Origin of the sequence: Pseudomonas sp. p106, from assembly GCF_003936645.1 — a bacterium.
GTDB classification, from domain to species: Bacteria; Pseudomonadota; Gammaproteobacteria; order Pseudomonadales; family Pseudomonadaceae; genus Aquipseudomonas; species Aquipseudomonas putida_E.
This window is the reverse complement of the sequence record NZ_RHQR01000001.1, coordinates 312,831-329,233: the sequence shown is the minus strand read 5'-3', so window position 1 is coordinate 329,233 and position 16,403 is coordinate 312,831. Positions and strand designations below refer to the sequence as shown.

Annotated in this window: 19 protein-coding genes; 8 read left to right on the top strand and 11 right to left on the bottom strand. The window is 64.0% G+C overall.

Going from position 1 to position 16,403, the window contains the following annotated elements; genetic code table 11:
• Positions 1 to 4: 4 nt before the first annotated feature.
• Both imuA and lexA read right to left on the bottom strand, forming a co-directional pair.
• Positions 5 to 625 carry a translesion DNA synthesis-associated protein ImuA gene (gene imuA, locus EGJ09_RS01745; RefSeq protein ID WP_125923045.1) on the bottom strand — a complete coding sequence of 207 codons (621 nt, stop codon included), beginning with the start codon at positions 623 to 625 and terminating at the stop codon, positions 5 to 7.
• Complete coding sequence (gene lexA, locus EGJ09_RS01740; RefSeq protein ID WP_177433133.1) at positions 625 to 1,242, bottom strand: transcriptional repressor LexA; 618 nt, start codon at positions 1,240 to 1,242, stop codon at positions 625 to 627. Before lexA ends, imuA begins: the two co-directional genes overlap by 1 nt.
• 93 nt (positions 1,243 to 1,335) lie before the next feature.
• Here lexA and EGJ09_RS01735 point away from each other — a divergent pair, with 93 nt between their 5' ends.
• The 3 genes from EGJ09_RS01735 (at position 1,336) to EGJ09_RS01725 (ending at position 4,555) form a co-directional block, all read left to right on the top strand.
• A complete protein-coding gene (locus EGJ09_RS01735) occupies positions 1,336 to 2,001 on the top strand; it encodes an HAD family phosphatase (RefSeq protein ID WP_125923043.1) in 666 nt (221 codons plus the stop codon).
• A 119-nt stretch (positions 2,002 to 2,120) separates the two neighbouring features.
• Positions 2,121 to 2,843, top strand: a complete 723-nt coding sequence (locus EGJ09_RS01730) for a thioredoxin family protein (RefSeq protein ID WP_046787697.1) — start codon at positions 2,121 to 2,123, stop codon at positions 2,841 to 2,843.
• 131 nt (positions 2,844 to 2,974) lie between these two features.
• Entirely contained in the window at positions 2,975 to 4,555 is a 1,581-nt protein-coding gene (locus EGJ09_RS01725; RefSeq protein ID WP_256658360.1) for a sensor domain-containing diguanylate cyclase, read from the top strand.
• On the opposite strand, the gene ureG is transcribed toward EGJ09_RS01725, so the two are convergent.
• Genes ureG through EGJ09_RS01685 form a run of 8 tightly spaced genes read right to left on the bottom strand, consistent with a single transcriptional unit; the run spans position 4,518 to position 10,083 of the window.
• Positions 4,518 to 5,141, bottom strand: a complete 624-nt coding sequence (ureG, locus tag EGJ09_RS01720; protein ID WP_119688944.1) for an urease accessory protein UreG — start codon at positions 5,139 to 5,141, stop codon at positions 4,518 to 4,520. The genes EGJ09_RS01725 and ureG overlap by 38 nt on opposite strands.
• Positions 5,142 to 5,152: 11 nt before the next feature.
• Positions 5,153 to 5,827 (bottom strand): urease accessory protein UreF, encoded by a 675-nt coding sequence (locus EGJ09_RS01715; protein WP_046787699.1) that lies wholly within the window; start codon positions 5,825 to 5,827, stop codon positions 5,153 to 5,155.
• Positions 5,827 to 6,372: a HupE/UreJ family protein gene (locus EGJ09_RS01710; protein ID WP_046787700.1), complete on the bottom strand. Its 546-nt coding sequence runs from the start codon at positions 6,370 to 6,372 to the stop codon at positions 5,827 to 5,829. The genes EGJ09_RS01715 and EGJ09_RS01710 overlap by 1 nt, the downstream gene beginning before the upstream one ends.
• A 20-nt stretch (positions 6,373 to 6,392) precedes the next feature.
• Entirely contained in the window at positions 6,393 to 6,890 is a 498-nt protein-coding gene (ureE, locus tag EGJ09_RS01705; protein WP_125923041.1) for an urease accessory protein UreE, read from the bottom strand.
• 10 nt (positions 6,891 to 6,900) lie between these two features.
• Positions 6,901 to 8,604 carry an urease subunit alpha gene (gene ureC, locus EGJ09_RS01700; RefSeq protein ID WP_125923040.1) on the bottom strand — a complete coding sequence of 568 codons (1,704 nt, stop codon included), beginning with the start codon at positions 8,602 to 8,604 and terminating at the stop codon, positions 6,901 to 6,903.
• Positions 8,601 to 8,918 (bottom strand): urease subunit beta, encoded by a 318-nt coding sequence (locus EGJ09_RS01695; RefSeq protein ID WP_039602758.1) that lies wholly within the window; start codon positions 8,916 to 8,918, stop codon positions 8,601 to 8,603. The genes ureC and EGJ09_RS01695 overlap by 4 nt, the downstream gene beginning before the upstream one ends.
• Before the next feature lie 19 nt (positions 8,919 to 8,937).
• On the bottom strand, positions 8,938 to 9,240 hold the full coding sequence (locus EGJ09_RS01690) for an urease subunit gamma (RefSeq protein WP_046787702.1): 303 nt from the start codon (positions 9,238 to 9,240) through the stop codon (positions 8,938 to 8,940).
• A 9-nt stretch (positions 9,241 to 9,249) separates the two neighbouring features.
• On the bottom strand, positions 9,250 to 10,083 hold the full coding sequence (locus EGJ09_RS01685; protein WP_125923039.1) for an urease accessory protein UreD: 834 nt from the start codon (positions 10,081 to 10,083) through the stop codon (positions 9,250 to 9,252).
• Between the two features lie 329 nt (positions 10,084 to 10,412).
• On the opposite strand from EGJ09_RS01685, the gene EGJ09_RS01680 reads away from it, so the two are divergent.
• From EGJ09_RS01680 to EGJ09_RS01660, 5 genes are all read left to right on the top strand, one after another.
• Positions 10,413 to 10,790 (top strand): glyoxalase superfamily protein, encoded by a 378-nt coding sequence (locus tag EGJ09_RS01680; RefSeq protein WP_046787704.1) that lies wholly within the window; start codon positions 10,413 to 10,415, stop codon positions 10,788 to 10,790.
• Positions 10,787 to 11,149, top strand: coding sequence for a hypothetical protein (locus EGJ09_RS01675; RefSeq protein WP_046787705.1), 363 nt, complete (start codon positions 10,787 to 10,789; stop codon positions 11,147 to 11,149). The genes EGJ09_RS01680 and EGJ09_RS01675 overlap by 4 nt, the downstream gene beginning before the upstream one ends.
• Positions 11,150 to 11,342: 193 nt before the next feature.
• Positions 11,343 to 12,362, top strand: a complete 1,020-nt coding sequence (locus EGJ09_RS01670; RefSeq protein ID WP_046787706.1) for a branched-chain amino acid aminotransferase — start codon at positions 11,343 to 11,345, stop codon at positions 12,360 to 12,362.
• Between the two features lie 237 nt (positions 12,363 to 12,599).
• Positions 12,600 to 13,280, top strand: coding sequence for a response regulator transcription factor (locus EGJ09_RS01665; protein ID WP_046787707.1), 681 nt, complete (start codon positions 12,600 to 12,602; stop codon positions 13,278 to 13,280).
• A complete protein-coding gene (locus EGJ09_RS01660) occupies positions 13,258 to 14,649 on the top strand; it encodes a HAMP domain-containing sensor histidine kinase (RefSeq protein ID WP_125923038.1) in 1,392 nt (463 codons plus the stop codon). Before EGJ09_RS01665 ends, EGJ09_RS01660 begins: the two co-directional genes overlap by 23 nt.
• 369 nt (positions 14,650 to 15,018) lie before the next feature.
• Here EGJ09_RS01660 and cysS read toward each other — a convergent pair whose 3' ends face one another.
• Entirely contained in the window at positions 15,019 to 16,401 is a 1,383-nt protein-coding gene (cysS, locus tag EGJ09_RS01655) for a cysteine--tRNA ligase (protein ID WP_039603150.1), read from the bottom strand.
• Positions 16,402 to 16,403 lie beyond the last annotated feature (2 nt).

The window sequence follows — 16,403 nt, the reverse complement described above, 5'->3', positions numbered from 1 at the left end:
TGCATCAACCCTGCCCGACACAGGCTATGGCTGCAGCCGGCGGTAAACCGCCCCGGCACTTGAGCACACGCCATTGCGCGGGCCGCGCGTCGATGGCGATGCGCACCGCGGCCGGGGATGGATTGTGCGCAGCCTGTTGTGGCCTGCAGGCAAAAGCCAGCGCCTGCCCGGTTTCTGCCGCCACCTGCAAGCGCCGCAACGCACGGTCATCGGCACGCTCCGGCCAGCACAGCACGGCGGCGCAACTGCCAGAGCGCAGGCACTGCTCGGCAGCCCAGAGCGCGTCAGCCTGTTCGGCATCGACCTGGACCAGCCAGCGCAAGTCCACCCCGGCCGCTTGCCAGGCCGGTGCGTAGGGAATGAAAGGGGGCGCCACCAGCACCACTCGCCCGCCATCGGCGGTCAGCCGGGCCAACGAGGGCCACAGCAGTTGCAGTTCGCCACACCCGGGGCTGGCCAGCAGCAACTCGCTCAGCGCAGCCGCGGGCCAGCCACCCTCCGGCAACCGTTGATCAAGCGCCGCATGGCCAGTGGGCTGCAACCCGGTCGGCCGTACCCGGGCCTGCCGGCCGCGCCAGACCTGGCGCTGGTCCAGCAACCGGTCAAGATCGACCACCGCGCCCATCAGTCGCGCCTCAACAGGCCGCAGAACACGCCTTCGATGAAGAATTCGCGCTCAGGCCCCACATCGATCGGCGCATAGGCAGGGTTGCGTGGCAGCAGCCGGTAGCCGCCCGCTTGGCGTTGCAGGCGTTTGATGGTGACCTCACCGTCGAGGCGGGCGACCACGATCTGGCCATCACGGGCCTCGCCTTGCTGGCGGATGCCCACCAGGTCACCGTCGAAGATACCGTCATCGATCATGGAGTCGCCGCGCACCTTGAGCAGGTAGTCCGGTGTGCGTCGGAACAGGCTGGGGTCAATCAGCAACTGCTCGTGAATGCCAAGGTCGGGGCCAATCGGCGCGCCTGCAGCCACCTGGCCCAGCACGGGCACTTCGAGAATTTCCGGGCGGCGCAAGGGTGCGGCCAGGCGGATGCCCCGTGCCTGGTTGGGCGTGACGTCGATGTAGCCGGCCTGACACAGGGCAGTGATGTGCTTGCGCGCAACGCTGCGTGATGCAAAGCCGAAGCGGATGGCGATGTCGGCAAGGCTCGGCGGCTGGCCATGATCGGTGATGCGTTCACGGATGAAGTCGAAGATTGCGCGGCGTTTGGGGGTGAGATTGTCCATGGAGCACATTTGTACTCTTTTCGTCGAAGGCTGAACAGCCCCCTTCGTCGCCAGGTTTCGTTATCATCCCCTGACATGAGTTTTCTACTGCCTGGATGCCTGATGCTGACTGCACTGCTGTTCGATCTCGACGGGACCCTCACCGACACCGACACCCTGCATTTGCAGGCCTTCCGTCAGTTGCTGCGCGACCATGACGGCCGTGAACTGACCCAGGCCCAGTTCGATTCGCAGATCAGTGGCCGGGCCAATGGGCCATTGTTTGCCGAGCTGTTTCCAAACGCCGGCGCGCATGAATGCCTGGCCCTGGCTGATCGCAAGGAAGCACTGTTCCGCGAGCTGGCCCCTGCCCTTGAACCCATGCCGGGCTTGCTGCGCCTGCTGGACTATGCCCAGGCGAGCCGTATCGACATGTGCGTGGTGACCAATGCACCCCGGCTCAATGCCGAGCACATGCTCAATGCAATGGGCCTTGGCGCACACTTCGAGCATGTACTGGTGGCCGAAGAGCTGGAACGGCCCAAGCCTGACCCGCTGCCGTACCTGACCGGCCTGCAGCGCCTGGGGGCAACGGCCGAGCAAGCGCTGGCGTTCGAGGATTCGTTGCCGGGCGTGAACGCGGCGAGCGGTGCCGGGATCTTCACCGTGGGGGTGGCGACTACACAGGCAGCAGAACGGCTGATGGCTGCGGGGGCCAGGCTGGTGGTGGATGATTTTGACGATCCACGGTTGTGGGAGGTCATTGAAGCGATGCAGTGTGGCGATTGAGCCTCATGGTGTGACTGGGGTGGCGCGGCGCACAACCATTCGTCGCAGCAACAGGGCCTGCTGTCGATCTCACCCCGCCCCGCTCGACCACACTTGAACCCCCGTGCGGAGTCATCCTCATGAACCCTCAAAAGCCCGACATCGTCTCGCGCAGCCAATGGCTGGCCGCCCGCCGTCAGCTATGGCTGCATGAAAAGGCCTTCACCCACCAGCGCGACGAGCTGGCCGCCGCCCGCCGCGCCCTGCCCTGGGTCAAGCTGGAACAGCCCTACCGTTTTCAAGGCCCGGACGGCCAGCTGAGCCTCGCCGACCTGTTCGCCGGGCGCAGCCAATTGCTGGTCTACCACTTCATGTTCGCCGAAGGCTGGAGCGAAGGTTGCCCAGGCTGCTCGTTCCTCGCCGACCATTTCGACGGTGCCAACCTGCACCTGGCGCATCACGATGTTTCGCTGGTCGCCGTTTCGCGTGCCCCCCACGCTGAGTTCCAGGCATTTCGCCAGCGCATGGGCTGGCGCTTTCCCTGGTACTCGTCAAACGGCAGCAGTTTCAATGAAGATTTCGGCGTCAGTGTCGCCACTGGAGGCAACAGCCAATACAACTACGAACCCTATACCGGCAACGAAAGCGAGCTTCCTGGGTTGAGCGCCTTCTACCGGGACCCGGGCGGCACAATCTTTCATACCTACTCCACCTATGCCCGCGGGCTCGACATCCTGGTCAATACCTACAATTTCCTCGACATCGCGCCATTGGGGCGCAACGAGGCAGGCACCATGGATTGGGTGCGGCATCACGATCGCTACGAAGGCCAGCCCGGCAAACCTCATTGCTGCCATGACTGAACACGCCACAGTGCCGCCTGTGCCATGGCTGAACAGCCCAGGCGGCACAATGGCTGCAGTTCGGCAGAATACGGCCATACTTGAGCCCGTCGCCCTTGCATTACAGGCCCCCCATGCTCAAGCGCTTGCCCATGTTCCACCTACGAACCCTGGTTGTCGGCATTGTAGTGCTGGCGTGCCTGGCAACCCTGTGCAACACCCTCGCTGTCGCCTACCGGGTGCAGCACCGCGCCTTGGTAGACCTTGAGCTGAAGGCCAACCAAGCCTATGCGAGCAAACTGGCATCGGATATCAACGAGTTCCTGCGCTCGGCACACAACCACCTGTCCTACACCGCCGGGCAGCTGGACGGTGGCCTGGACGACATGACCATGCTGAAAAGGGAAGCCAAGCGCCTGCAGGTGCAGGACAAGGACTTCAACTCCATCGTCATCGTCAACGCCCAAGGTCAGGTGCTGGTGGCTTATCCGAACATTGAACAGGTCACCAGCCACCACCAGCACTCCAGTGAAATCCGCCAAGCCGTGCAAGCCCGTCAGCCGTGGGTCAGTTCCGCCTACACCTCGCGGGGGGGCGAACTGGTGATATTCGTTTCGCAGCCGGTCTTTGCCGCCGATGGCCGTTACCTGGGCATTGTCGGCGGTTCGGTGTTCCTCAAGAAAGAAAGCGCACTGCATACGTTGATTGGCCTGCACTACCAACAGGACGGTACCTTCGCTTTCGTCGCCGACGCCAATCAACGCCTGCTGCACCACCCCGACCATGCGCGCATTGGCACCCAGGTCAGCAGCAGCCCGACGATCAGCGCGGCCTTGCGTGGCGAGGCAGGCACCCTTGAAGTGCCCAACTATATCGGCGTTCCCATGCTCGCAGGCTTTGCCCCGGTGCCTGAAGCGCACTGGGCAGTGGTGGTCCAGACACCGCGGGATCTGGCCTTGGCACCACTGGGCGAAATGACCCGCAAAGTGCTGCTTTATATCCTGCCGGTCAGCATTATCGGCTTGCTGTTGATGCTATGGATGACCTACCGCCTGACCTTGCCGTTACGCCAACTGGCACACAGCGCCAGTCACCTGTCCGCCACCCAGACCGGCGAACAGCTGCGCCGTATCGACGCGTGGTACGTAGAGGTCGCAGCCATCCGCCGCGCCTTGCTGACAGGCGAGCAATTGCTGCAGGAAAAATTTGGCAAGCTGCGCCAGCAGGCTCAGAGTGATGCCCTCACTGGCCTTGCCAACCGGCGTGCCATGCAGCTGGCGCTGGATGCCTTGATGCAAAGCTCTAGAGCATTCGCCGTGCTGGCCCTGGACATCGACCACTTCAAACGGGTCAACGACACCTTTGGCCACGATGCTGGCGACGAGGTGCTCAAACACCTCGCCGAGCTGCTGCGTCACAATTCACGCCAGGATGACCTGCCCTGCCGGGTCGGCGGCGAGGAATTCACCATGCTGCTGCCGGACACTGGCCTGGCCGATGCCCGGCGCATTGCCGAACGGATACGCAGCGCAGTCGAACAGGCTGACTCACCCCATGTGGGCAAGCTTAGCGTGTCGATTGGCGTAGCCTGCCGCCGGCCCGATACACAACAGGCCGACAGCGTGCTCAAGCAAGCCGACGAGCAGCTATACAAGGCCAAGCACAGCGGCCGCAACCGCGTCGAAGTGCTTGACCTCAGCCCCTCACCCCCAGCATCCCCCGCTCCACGATGAAATCGATCACCGCCTGCAGGCCCTCGCCTTTCTTCAGGTTGCTGAAAGTCCAAGGGCGCTCCGGGCGCATACGCTGTGTATCGCGCTCCATCACCTCCAGCGAGGCGCCGACGTAGGGCGCCAGGTCGGTCTTGTTGATCACCAGGAAATCGGACTTGGTGATGCCGGGGCCGCCCTTGCGCGGGATCTTCTCGCCTTCGGCGACATCGATCACGTAGATGGTCAGGTCGGCCAGCTCCGGGCTGAAGGTAGCACTAAGGTTATCGCCACCGCTCTCCACGAAGATCACTTCAAGGTTGCCGAACTTGCGTGCCAGCGCTTCCACTGCTGCAAGGTTCATCGAGGCATCCTCGCGAATGGCGGTGTGCGGGCAGCCACCGGTTTCGACGCCAACGATGCGCTCGGGCTCCAGGGCGCCAGCCTCGGTGAGGATGCGCTGGTCTTCCTTGGTGTAGATGTCGTTGGTGACCACGGCGATCTGATAGTGATCACGCATGGCTTTGCACAGGCATTCGAGCAGCGCGGTCTTGCCGGAGCCGACCGGGCCGCCGACGCCTACGCGCAGGGGTTGCTGATAGCTTTGCATTAAGGCAGTCCTCAAGAACGGAACAAACGGGTGTATTGGGTTTCGTGACGCGATGATGCAATGGCCAATAGCGGCAGGCCGCCACCGAGCTGGTCGTCGCCAAGCGCCAGGGCCTGGTCGATGACGCCGGGCAGTATCTCGCCCAGGTCGCGCAGCAGGGTCTGGGCCGCCTGCTGGCCGAAGGGCACCAGTTTGACCCCAGCCATGACCGCGCCCTCCAGCCAGGCGAAGGCATGCCCGAGGGCAAGCTGGCGCAACGGGATCGACCAGTGCACGGCCAGCCAGGCCATGCCGCCCAACTGGCTGAGCTCAAGGCTTGGGCGCCAGGCCGGGGCCTGGCCCAGCTGCCAGCCATCGAGCAAGCGTGCCAGGGCCGCGCCACGCTGCTGCTCTTCCAGGCGCAGCTCGGCGGTTTCGCGGTTGGCCAGCAGAAAGCGGCTCCAGCGCGCAAACGCGTCGGCATCATCGGCCTTGCACGCGTGGTACAGGCGCGCCAGCACCGGCCAGTCCAGGTAAGCGAGGGTGTCGTGCATCTGCTCGCGCTGCCAGGCGCTGAAGCTTTTGATGTCACGCACCCAACCCGCCTCGACGGCCCACTCAAGGCCCTGTGAGTAGGTAAAGCCACCCACCGGCAAGCCGGGGCTGGCCAGCTGCAACAAGCGCAGCAGTGCCAGATCGCTGTTCATCAACCGGCCAGCACAACTGCGGCGCCGGCAAGCATGCCGCCGCCAAAGGCTTTCTGCAGGGCGCTATGGCGGCGCAGCAGGCAACCGACAGCGAAGCCCACTACCAGCAGCAAGCCGCTGACGGTGACGAAGCCGGCGCTGAACAGCCAGAAGGCGCTGGGTGTGGCTTCCACGCCGTGGGCCCAGCCATGGAACAGGGCAAACACCGGCATGGCCAGCGCCAGCAGCAATTGCCGGCTAGGCAGCAGTACGGCAACGCCAGCCACCAGCACCGACACGGCGATCATGGTTTCCATGCCCAGCACATCACCGAACAGGTGGCCGCATAGCGCACCAGCGAACATTGCTGCCAGGGTTGCCAGCGGCAAGGCCAGGTTGCGCCGGGTCAAGGCCGCCAGTACGCCGGTCCCCAACAGCATCAACAAGTGGTCAAGGCCGGTCAGCGGATGCAGCAGGCCATCGTGCAGCGGGTTGCTGTCATGGCCGGGGTGGGCGAAGGCCGGCAGCGCAACCAGCAGCAGGGCAAGGGCGAGCGTTTTTTTCATTGTGGGCTCCAAGGGGCAGTTCAGGAATGGGCTGGTAGGCGCACGAAGGGGTGATCATGCGCATGGCTGTGGCTGTGGCTGTGGCTATGCGGTGCGCTCTGGTAGGCACCGGCTTCCGGCTCGAACGGCGCCTGCTCGGCCTCGACCGTCAGGCCCAGGCCGCGCAGCATGTCGTCGAGCACGTGGTCGTGCTGGTAACGCAGCAGGCCCGGCTCGATCTGCAGGGGGACGTGGCGGTTGCCCAGATGGTACGCGGCACGCGCCAGCAGGTGCGGGTCGCTGCAGCGCACGGTCGATACTGCCTCGGGCGCTGCGAGTACGCGCACCACCTGGCTGCCGGCGGCGTCGGCCAGCAGTTCGCCACCGCGCAGCAGGTGGCCGCGTTCGAGCATCAGGCCGGCCTCGCGGCCATCGTCGAGGGTTACGCGCAGGCGGCTCTTGATACGGCTGTCGACGTCCAGGGTAACGGTGCCGGTGATAGTGTCGGATGCATCGATCCGGCGGTTCAGGACAATCATCTTCGCTCCTTCAGAACAGGAAATAACGCTGGGCCAGCGGCAGTTCGCTGGCCGGCTCGCAAACCAGCAGTTCGCCGTCGGCGCGCACCTGGTAGGTCTGCGAATCGACTTCGATCACCGGTTGCAATGTGTTGTGGACCATGTCGGCCTTGCGCACCCGGCGGCAGCCGTGGGCCACACCGATCAGGCTCTGCAAACCCAGTTCCTGGGCCAGGCCACGGTCCATGGCGGCCTGGGGCAGGAAGGTCATGCGCGTGGCATGGCGGGCGGCACCGAGCGCGCCGAACATGGGCCGGTAATGCACTGGCTGTGGCGTCGGGATCGAGCCATTGATGTCGCCCATGGGCGCTGTGACGATCATCCCGCCCTTGATGACCAGCGCCGGCTTGACCGCGAAGAAAGCCGGCGACCACAGCACCAGGTCAGCCAGCTTGCCCACCTCCACCGAACCCACCTCATGGGCGATACCATGGGTGAGCGCAGGGTTGAGGGTGTATTTGGCGATGTAGCGCTTGACCCGGAAGTTGTCGCTGTAGCTGCTGTCCGGCGCCAGCGGGCCGCGGCGCACTTTCATCTGGTGGGCGACTTGCCAAGTGCGCAGCACCACCTCGCCGACGCGGCCCATGGCCTGGGAGTCGGACGAGGTCATGGCGAAGGCGCCCATGTCGTGCAGGATGTCCTCGGCGGCGATGGTTTCACGGCGGATGCGTGATTCGGCGAACGCCACGTCCTCGGCGATGCTCGGGTCCAGGTGGTGGCAGACCATCAGCATGTCGAGGTGTTCATCAACGGTGTTGACCGTATAGGGCAGGGTCGGGTTGGTCGAGGACGGCAGCACGTTGGCCTGCCCCGCCGCGCGAATGATGTCGGGTGCATGGCCGCCGCCGGCCCCTTCGGTGTGGAAGGTATGGATGGTGCGATCACCGATGGCGGCCAGGGTGTCTTCAATGCAACCGGATTCGTTGAGGGTGTCGGTGTGGATCGCCACCTGGATGTCCATTTCCTCGGCGACGCTCAGGCAGCAGTCGATGGCTGCCGGGGTAGACCCCCAATCCTCGTGCAGCTTCAGGCCCACCGCGCCTGCAGCGATCTGCTCGCGCAGCGCTTCAGGGCGCGAGGCATTGCCCTTGCCCAGCAGGCCGATGTTGATCGGCAGGCTGTCGGCCGCCTGGAGCATGCGCGCAAGGTACCAGGGCCCCGGGGTGCAGGTGGTGGCGTTGGTACCGGTGGCCGGCCCGGTGCCGCCGCCGATGAACGTGGTGACGCCACTGGTCAGCGCCTCTTCCACCTGTTGCGGGCAGATGAAGTGAATGTGCGAATCGATGCCCCCGGCGGTGACGATCTTGCCTTCGGCCGCGATCACTTCGGTGACCGGGCCGACCGGCACGGTGACGCCCGGTTGCACGTCAGGGTTGCCGGCCTTGCCGATGGCAGCGATGCGCCCGTGCTTGACGCCGATATCGGCTTTCACGATGCCCCAGTGGTCGATGATCAGGGCGTTGGTCAGCACCAGGTCCATGGCCTGGGCTGCAAGCATCTGGCCCTGCCCCATGCCGTCGCGGATGACCTTGCCACCGCCGAACTTGACCTCTTCGCCGTAAACCGTGAAGTCCTTCTCGACCTCCACCCACAGGGCAGTGTCGGCCAGGCGCACGCGGTCGCCAACGGTAGGGCCGAACATGTCGGCATAGGCCCGACGCGAAATGCGGCTCATGCCTGGCCCTCCAGTGCGCCCATCACTTTGCCCTGAAAGCCATACACCTCGCGCTTGCCGGCGTAGGCTACCAATTGCACGGTACGCGCCTGGCCCGGCTCGAAGCGCACGGCAGTGCCGGCCGGGATGTCGAGGCGAAAGCCGCGGCTAGGCTCGCGGTCGAACACCAGTGCCTCGTTGACCTCGTAAAAATGGTAATGAGAGCCCACCTGCACCGGCCGGTCGCCATGATTGGCCACTTTGACACTGACCGTTGCACGGCCGACGTTGAGTTCGATGTCGCCGGCGGCGACCTGGATTTCACCTGGGATCATGCTGGGCTCCTCGGCCAGGTCAGACGATGGGGTCATGTACGGTCACCAGCTTGGTACCGTCAGGGAAGGTGGCTTCGACCTGCACGTCATGGAGCATCTCGGGAACACCGTCCATGACCTGATCGCGGCCGATCACTTCGCGGCCCAGGCTCATCAGCTCGGCTACCGTGCGGCCATCACGGGCGCCTTCGAGCACGGCGGCACTGATCAGCGCCACCGCCTCCGGGTAGTTGAGCTTCAGGCCACGGGCCAGGCGCCGTTCCGCCAACAGTGCGGCGGTGAACAGCAGCAGTTTGTCTTTCTCTCTCGGGGTCAGCTCCATGGCGCTCTCTCAGGTGGCCCAGATGCGCGGCGGGCACGCCGGCAGGCCGAGAACGGCCGGCCGCAGCACGTGCCAGAGGCGCTGCAGGGTGTGTTGCAGATGTTGGTTGTCGTGGTCCAGCAGGCGAATCACCAGCAGCGAACCCAGCAAGGTGGCGCCGGCGGGCGTTTTCAGTTCCTCGAGCAGAGGCCGCACCCTTTCCAGCACGGATGGGTCTGCCGGGGACGCACAGAAGGTAGCGAGCAACGGGTGGCCGCCGAGCTTGTCGAGCTGGCCACCGGTGATGCGCAGGCGTTCGCACAAGCCAGGGTCATCGGGCAACTCGATGCTCAGACGGCTGTCCAGCGCGCCCTGATCGAATCGCTCGCCCATCACCGGGCGGCCCAGGCACAGCGTTTCCCAGGCCAGCAGGCGAGCACCGGGCTCAAGGGTGAAGCGGCTGTCGAGGCTGGCGCGAGCACCGGAAAAGAAAATGCTGTCCTGGGGCAGCCACTCCAGGGTGCTGCCCGCTTGCAGATGGAAACGTTGGGTCAGCCACGCGGTTGGGCCGATACTTCGATAAAACTTGCTGGCGCCGGGCATGGTCAGCAATGCATGGCTGCCAGGCTCTAGCTGAATATCCAGCTCCAGGCGGTCACCGGCAACGATGCCCCCTGGCGGGTGCAGCACATAGACGTGGCACGGCGCACCTTCCGGGTAGAACGGTCGCTGCACCAAAAGCGGGCCGAAATGGCGGCGCGCACCAAGACGAGTCACACCTCCACGCTCGACAAAGCGCAACTGCAGGTGGGCACTCCAGCCTGCATCCTGTTCAGATTGTTCGACGCGCTCGGCCAGCAACATCCTATAGCCCCTGATATCCACGGCCTGGCGGCCGTTAAAAGGATCACCGCCGCGCACTGACGTGCTGCAGGCTTGACCACTCGATCAAATTCGATTGGCTGGGATATAGCAGTTTGCGGGCCAACTACGCAGGTGAAGCCACATGAAACATATTGCGCGAGGCTCTGGCGTGGGGCATGCCGGGTCATGACGCACGACACGAGGGCACTCACCAGCCCTGTTTCGGTGCTCGAATCAGCCAGGGTATTGCGCCGCGAACAAGACAGTCCGCCGTGACAATCAGTAGACTGGCAATCCAGTCAAGTACCGCCCACGGCCAAGGAACCGCCATGCCTCTCGCCCCTGCCATCCCCATCCTGCGTATTTTCTCGGTCGAAAAGGCCAAGGAGTTCTACCTCGACTTCCTCGGCTTCACCCTGGACTGGGAGCACCGCTTCAGCCCGGACCTGCCTTTGTATGCGCAAATCCATCGCGACGGCCTGGTCCTGCACCTAAGCGAGCATCACGGCGACGCGTGCCCAGGCTCGACGGTGTTTGCCCGTACCGACGAACTGCTGGCGCTGGAACGTGAACTGCTCGACAAACAGTATGGTTACGCCCGCCCACAGGCCGAGCGCGTCGACTGGGGCCTGCAGATGCAGATACGCGACCCGTTCGGTAACCTGTTGCGTTTCTGCCAGCAGATCGATGACGAGGCCGCGCAATGAAAGCATTGGGCAAACGCGAGCTGGCGCGCCTTGAGCGGGAACTGGTGGCGTGCCTGACCGACGCCTGCGAAACGGCCAAGGCGCAAATCGTCGGGTTCAGCTGGCTGACACATCGCCTGGACCCTGATCAGTTCCCTGCCAGCTTGCGCGTTACGTGGGTCTTCGAGCGCGAGGTGGACAAGGCCGCAGCGCTGGCGGGTGATGCGAAGGCACGCATGCTCAAGCTGACGGCCCAGGCGCTGGACGAGGCAGGTATAAGGCTGGATCACCCGGCATGGCATGTGCGCTTTGACAGCGAAGAGGCGTGTGAGCGTAGCCACGGCGGGGATTGGAACAGGCGGCTTGGTGCCGGGCGGTAGCGCTGGAGGGAGGCACATGGCGCAGTGCTTGCCCTGATCGGTCTCAAGGGCACAGCGAACCCATCGCCAGCCCCCCGCCCCATCCAATTCGTGACTGGCCGTTCCCGATCCGCGGCGGATGTATTATCGTGGCGAGGTGCGCATATAACAGCAGCCTGAGCGATCGGGCACTTGCAAGACAATCGAGGGTGTCATGAGTAACGAAAGCATTAACTGGGACAAGCTGGGTTTCGACTACATCAAGACCGACAAGCGCTACCTGTCCGTGTGGCGCAATGGTGAGTGGGACAAAGGCACCCTGACCGAAGACAACGTGCTGCACATCAGTGAAGGCTCCACTGCCCTGCACTATGGCCAGCAATGCTTCGAAGGCCTGAAGGCCTACCGCTGCAAGGACGGCTCGATCAACCTGTTCCGCCCTGACCAGAACGCCGCCCGCATGCAGCGCAGCTGCGCCCGCCTGCTGATGCCGCACGTGCCGACCGATGTATTCATCGAGGCCTGCAAGCAAGTGGTCAAGGCCAACGAGAAGTTCGTCCCGCCACACGGCAAGGGTGCCCTTTACCTGCGCCCGTTCGTGATCGGCACCGGCGACAACATCGGCGTGCGCACCGCCCCCGAGTTCATCTTCTCGGTATTCGCCATCCCGGTTGGCTCGTACTTCAAAGGCGGCATGAAACCGCACAACTTCCAGATTTCCAGCTTTGACCGCGCCGCCCCGCAAGGCACCGGCGCCGCCAAGGTCGGCGGCAACTATGCGGCCAGCCTGCAGCCAGGTGCTGAAGCCAAGAAAGCCAACTTTGCCGACGCCATCTACCTCGATCCGCTGACCCACACCAAGATCGAGGAAGTCGGTTCGGCCAACTTCTTCGGCATCACCGCCAACAACGAATTCATCACGCCGAAATCGGCCTCGGTACTGCCAGGCATCACCCGCCTGTCGCTGATGGAACTGGCGTCCTCGCGCCTGGGCCTGAAGGTGATCGAAGGCGATGTCGAAATCAACAAGCTCGACCGCTTCATCGAAGCCGGTGCATGCGGTACCGCCGCAGTGATCACCCCGATCGGTGGCATCGAGTACAACGGCAAGCTGCACGTGTTCCACGACCTGGAAAAGGTCGGCCCGGTCACCCAGAAGCTCTACAACGAGCTGACCGGTATCCAGAGCGGCGACGTCGAAGCGCCGGCGGGCTGGATCGTCAAGGTCGCCTGAGCCATCGCGCCACGCTGAACCACGGGGCATGCCAGACGCTGGCATGCCCCTTTTTTTGGCTGAGCGTTCCGGCCCCATCGCCGGCAAGCCGGCCCACAGGGATTGCGTCATCTTTAGACGTTGAGCAAGACAGTTTGCCCCGCAGCAAACGAACTGCAGCCAGATGAATTTTTCTTAAATTCCCGGCAGTCTATTCTTTGGCACAATCAAGCCTCCATTAGACGCCCAGGAACCAGCATGCCACGCGTACTGACCATCGAAGACGACGCCGTCACCGGCCAGGAAATCGTCGCCGAACTCACCAGCCACGGTCTGGAAGTGGATTGGGCTGACAATGGCCGTGAAGGCCTGGCCAAGGCCATCGGCGGCGGCTACGACCTGATCACCCTGGACCGCATGCTGCCAGAGGTCGATGGCCTGACCATCGTCACCACCCTGCGCAACCTGAAAATCGCAACGCCCATCCTGATGATCAGCGCGCTGTCCGACGTCGATGAGCGTGTGCGAGGCCTGCGTGCCGGTGGCGACGACTACCTGACCAAGCCATTCGCCTCCGACGAGATGGCCGCACGGGTGGAAGTGCTGTTGCGGCGCAATAGCGTGCCGATGACCCAGACCCGGCTGCAGGTCGCCGACCTGCAACTGGACCTGATCAGCCATGAGGCCCGCCGCGGCGAACAGACGCTCAACCTGCTGCCCACCGAGTACAAGCTGCTGGAGTACCTGATGCGCCATAGCGGCCAGGTGATCACGCGGATGATGATCTTCGAGGAAGTCTGGGGCTACCACTTCGACCCTGGCACCAACCTGATCGATGTGCATATCGGCCGGCTGCGCAAGAAGATCGATGCCCCCGGGCAGTCGCCGCTGATCCGTACCGTACGGGGCTCCGGCTATGCCATTGCTGAACCCGTCTAAGGGCTGGAGCTCCTCGACCAGCCGCCTGCTGGCGCTGTACAGCTTCCTCTTCGTGGCCTGGAGCAGCATCCTCATGGGGGTGCTGTACTTCGAGGTGTCCAGCTACCTGAACAAGCTGACCCGCCACTCCATGCTGCAGCGCCAGCACCTGTTCGCGCACATGAGCGGCAAGCAACTGGACGACGCGCTGATCGCCAGCCAGGCGTTCGAGGAGCGCGCCTTTGATGCCTACGGCCTGTTCGACGCCCAGCTCAACCCGATCGGCGGGCGTATCCGTGCAATTCCGCCGGAACTCGGGCTGGACGGCAAGGTGCATGAACTCGAGCGGTGCCTGGACGCCGATGACCCGCACATGCCGCGTGACAGCTGCGACGCGGTGGCAATCAAGGTTCAGGACGGCCGTTGGCTGGTACTGCTGCGCGACAACGGCTCGTTGTTCGTGGTGACACGCATAATCCTGCACGCCTTGCTATGGGGCATCTCGTTGACCCTGATCCCAGGCTTCGCCGGCTGGTACCTGCTGCGCCGCAGGCCTTTGAAACGCATTCGGGCCATACAGGCGCAGGCAGAGCTGATCGTCGCCGGCGACCTCACCCACCGCCTGCCGCTGTCGGCCCGCCGCGACGAGCTGGACATGCTGGCCGCCATCGTCAACGCCATGCTTGACCGGATAGAACGGCTGATGCATGAGGTCAAGGGCGTGTGCGACAACATTGCCCACGACCTGCGCACACCACTCACCCGCCTGCGTGCACAGCTGTACCGCATCCGCCAGCAGACCGGGCTGGACTCGGCACAAGCCGAGGCACTGGACCAGGCCATCGGCGAAACCGATACCCTGATGGCACGTTTTCGCGGCCTGTTGCGCATCAGTGAACTGGAGGATCGCCAGCGCCGCGCCGGCTTCGTTCAGCTGGACCCGCGTGAGCTTCTGGTGGAGTTGCACGATTTCTACCTGCCCCTGGCCGAAGATGGCGGTATCCGCCTGCACCTGCAACAGCCTGAGCACTTGCCGGCGCTGCATGGGGACCGTGAATTGCTGTTCGAAGCGCTGGCCAACCTGGTGGGCAATGCCATCAAGTTCACGCCAGAAGGTGGCCAGGTGGCCATTACGGCTACGCAGGACGAAGCAGGCGTGCATATCGCTATCGAGGACAGTGGGCCTGGGATTGCGGAAGAAGAGCGCACTGCCGTGCTGAAGCGCTTTTATCGCAGCGAGGAAGGCCACCGCCACCCGGGGTTCGGGCTGGGTTTGTCGATCGTTGCGGCGATCGTCGACCTGCATGGGTTTGGGCTGGAGGTGGGTGACAGTGAGCTGGGTGGGGCTAAGCTGGTGTTGCATTGCCCGTTGCCGGGGTTGCCCAGGTAAAAGCGGGGGCTGCTATGCAGCCCATCGCCGGCAAGCCGGCTCCCACCACGACAGCACAACCTTCAAGCCCTGTGCAATACCTGTCGCCGGCTTGCCGGCTCTCACTACGACAGCACAACCTTCAAGCCCTGCGCAATACCTGTCGCCGGCTTGCCGGCTCTCACTACGACAGTGCAACCTTCAAGCCCTGCGCAATACCTGTCCCCGGCTTGCCGGCTCTCACTACGACAGTGCAACCTTCAAGCCCTGCGCAATACCTGTCGCCGGCTTGCCGGCTCTCACTACGACCGCGCAACCTTCAAGCCCTGCGCAATACCTGTGGGAGCCGGCTTGCCGGCGATGGGGCCGCAAAGCGGCCCCTTCACATCATCAGTCAGCCAGACGCCAGGTAGTCGCGCCCTTGCTATCCTCCAGCACCACGCCCATGGCGGTCAGCTGGTCGCGGATACGGTCGGATTCTGCCCAGTTCTTGTCGGCACGCGCCTGCAGGCGCGCCTGGATCAGCGCTTCCACTTCAGCCGCATCGACCTTGCCCTCAGCCCCTGCACGCAGGAAGTCATCGGCCTCCAGCTGCAGTACACCCAGCACATCACCCAGCTCACGCAGGCGCCCTGCCAGGCCGGCAGCCGCATCCGGGTCGCTGTCGCGCAGGCGGTTGATTTCGCGCACCAGGTCGAACAGCACGGCGCAGGCTTCGGGGGTGCCGAAGTCGTCGTTCATCGCCACGCTGAAGCGCTCGACGAATGCCTCACCACCCTTGGCCGCCACACGTGGCAAGCCACGCAGCGCGTGATAGAAGCGCTCCAGGGCGCCCTTGGCATCACGCAGGCTGTCCTCGGAGTAGTTGATGGCACTGCGGTAGTGGCTGGCCACCAGCAGGTAGCGCACCACCTCCGGGTGATACACATCGAGCACGTCACGGATGGTGAAGAAGTTGTTCAACGACTTGGACATCTTCTCGCCATTGATGCGGATCATGCCGCAATGCATCCAGGCGTTGGCGTACTGCTTGCCGGTCGCCGCTTCGCTCTGGGCGATTTCGTTCTCGTGGTGCGGGAACTCCAGGTCGCTGCCGCCACCATGGATGTCGAAGCTCTCGCCCAGGCAGCAGGTGGACATCACCGAGCACTCGATGTGCCAGCCCGGACGGCCAGGGCCCCAGGGCGAATCCCAGTACGGTTCACCCGGCTTGACGCCCTTCCACAGTACGAAGTCGAGCGGGTCCTGCTTGGCCTCGTCGACCTCGATGCGGGCACCGATGCGCAGGTCCTCGATCTTCTTGCGCGACAGCTTGCCATAGCCGACGAACTTGCCGACCCGGTAGTACACGTCGCCATTGCCCGGCGCGTAGGCGTAGCCCTTGTCGATCAGGGTCTGGATCATCGCGTGCATGCCGGCGATATGGTCGGTGGCACGCGGTTCCTGGTCCGGCTTGAGGATGTTCAGGCGCCGTTCGTCCTCATGCATCGCATCGATCATGCGGGCCGTCAGCGCGTCGAACGTTTCGCCGTTCTCGTTGGCCCGATTGATGATCTTGTCGTCGATGTCGGTGATGTTGCGCACGTAGGTCAGCTCATAGCCGCTCTTGCGCAGCCAGCGGGTGACCAGGTCAAAGGCCACCATGCTGCGGCCATGGCCCAGGTGGCAATAGTCGTACACGGTCATGCCGCACACGTACATGCGCACCTTGTTGCCATCGAGCGGCTTGAAGACTTCCTTGGTTTTGCTCAGCGTGTTGTAAATGGTAAGCACGG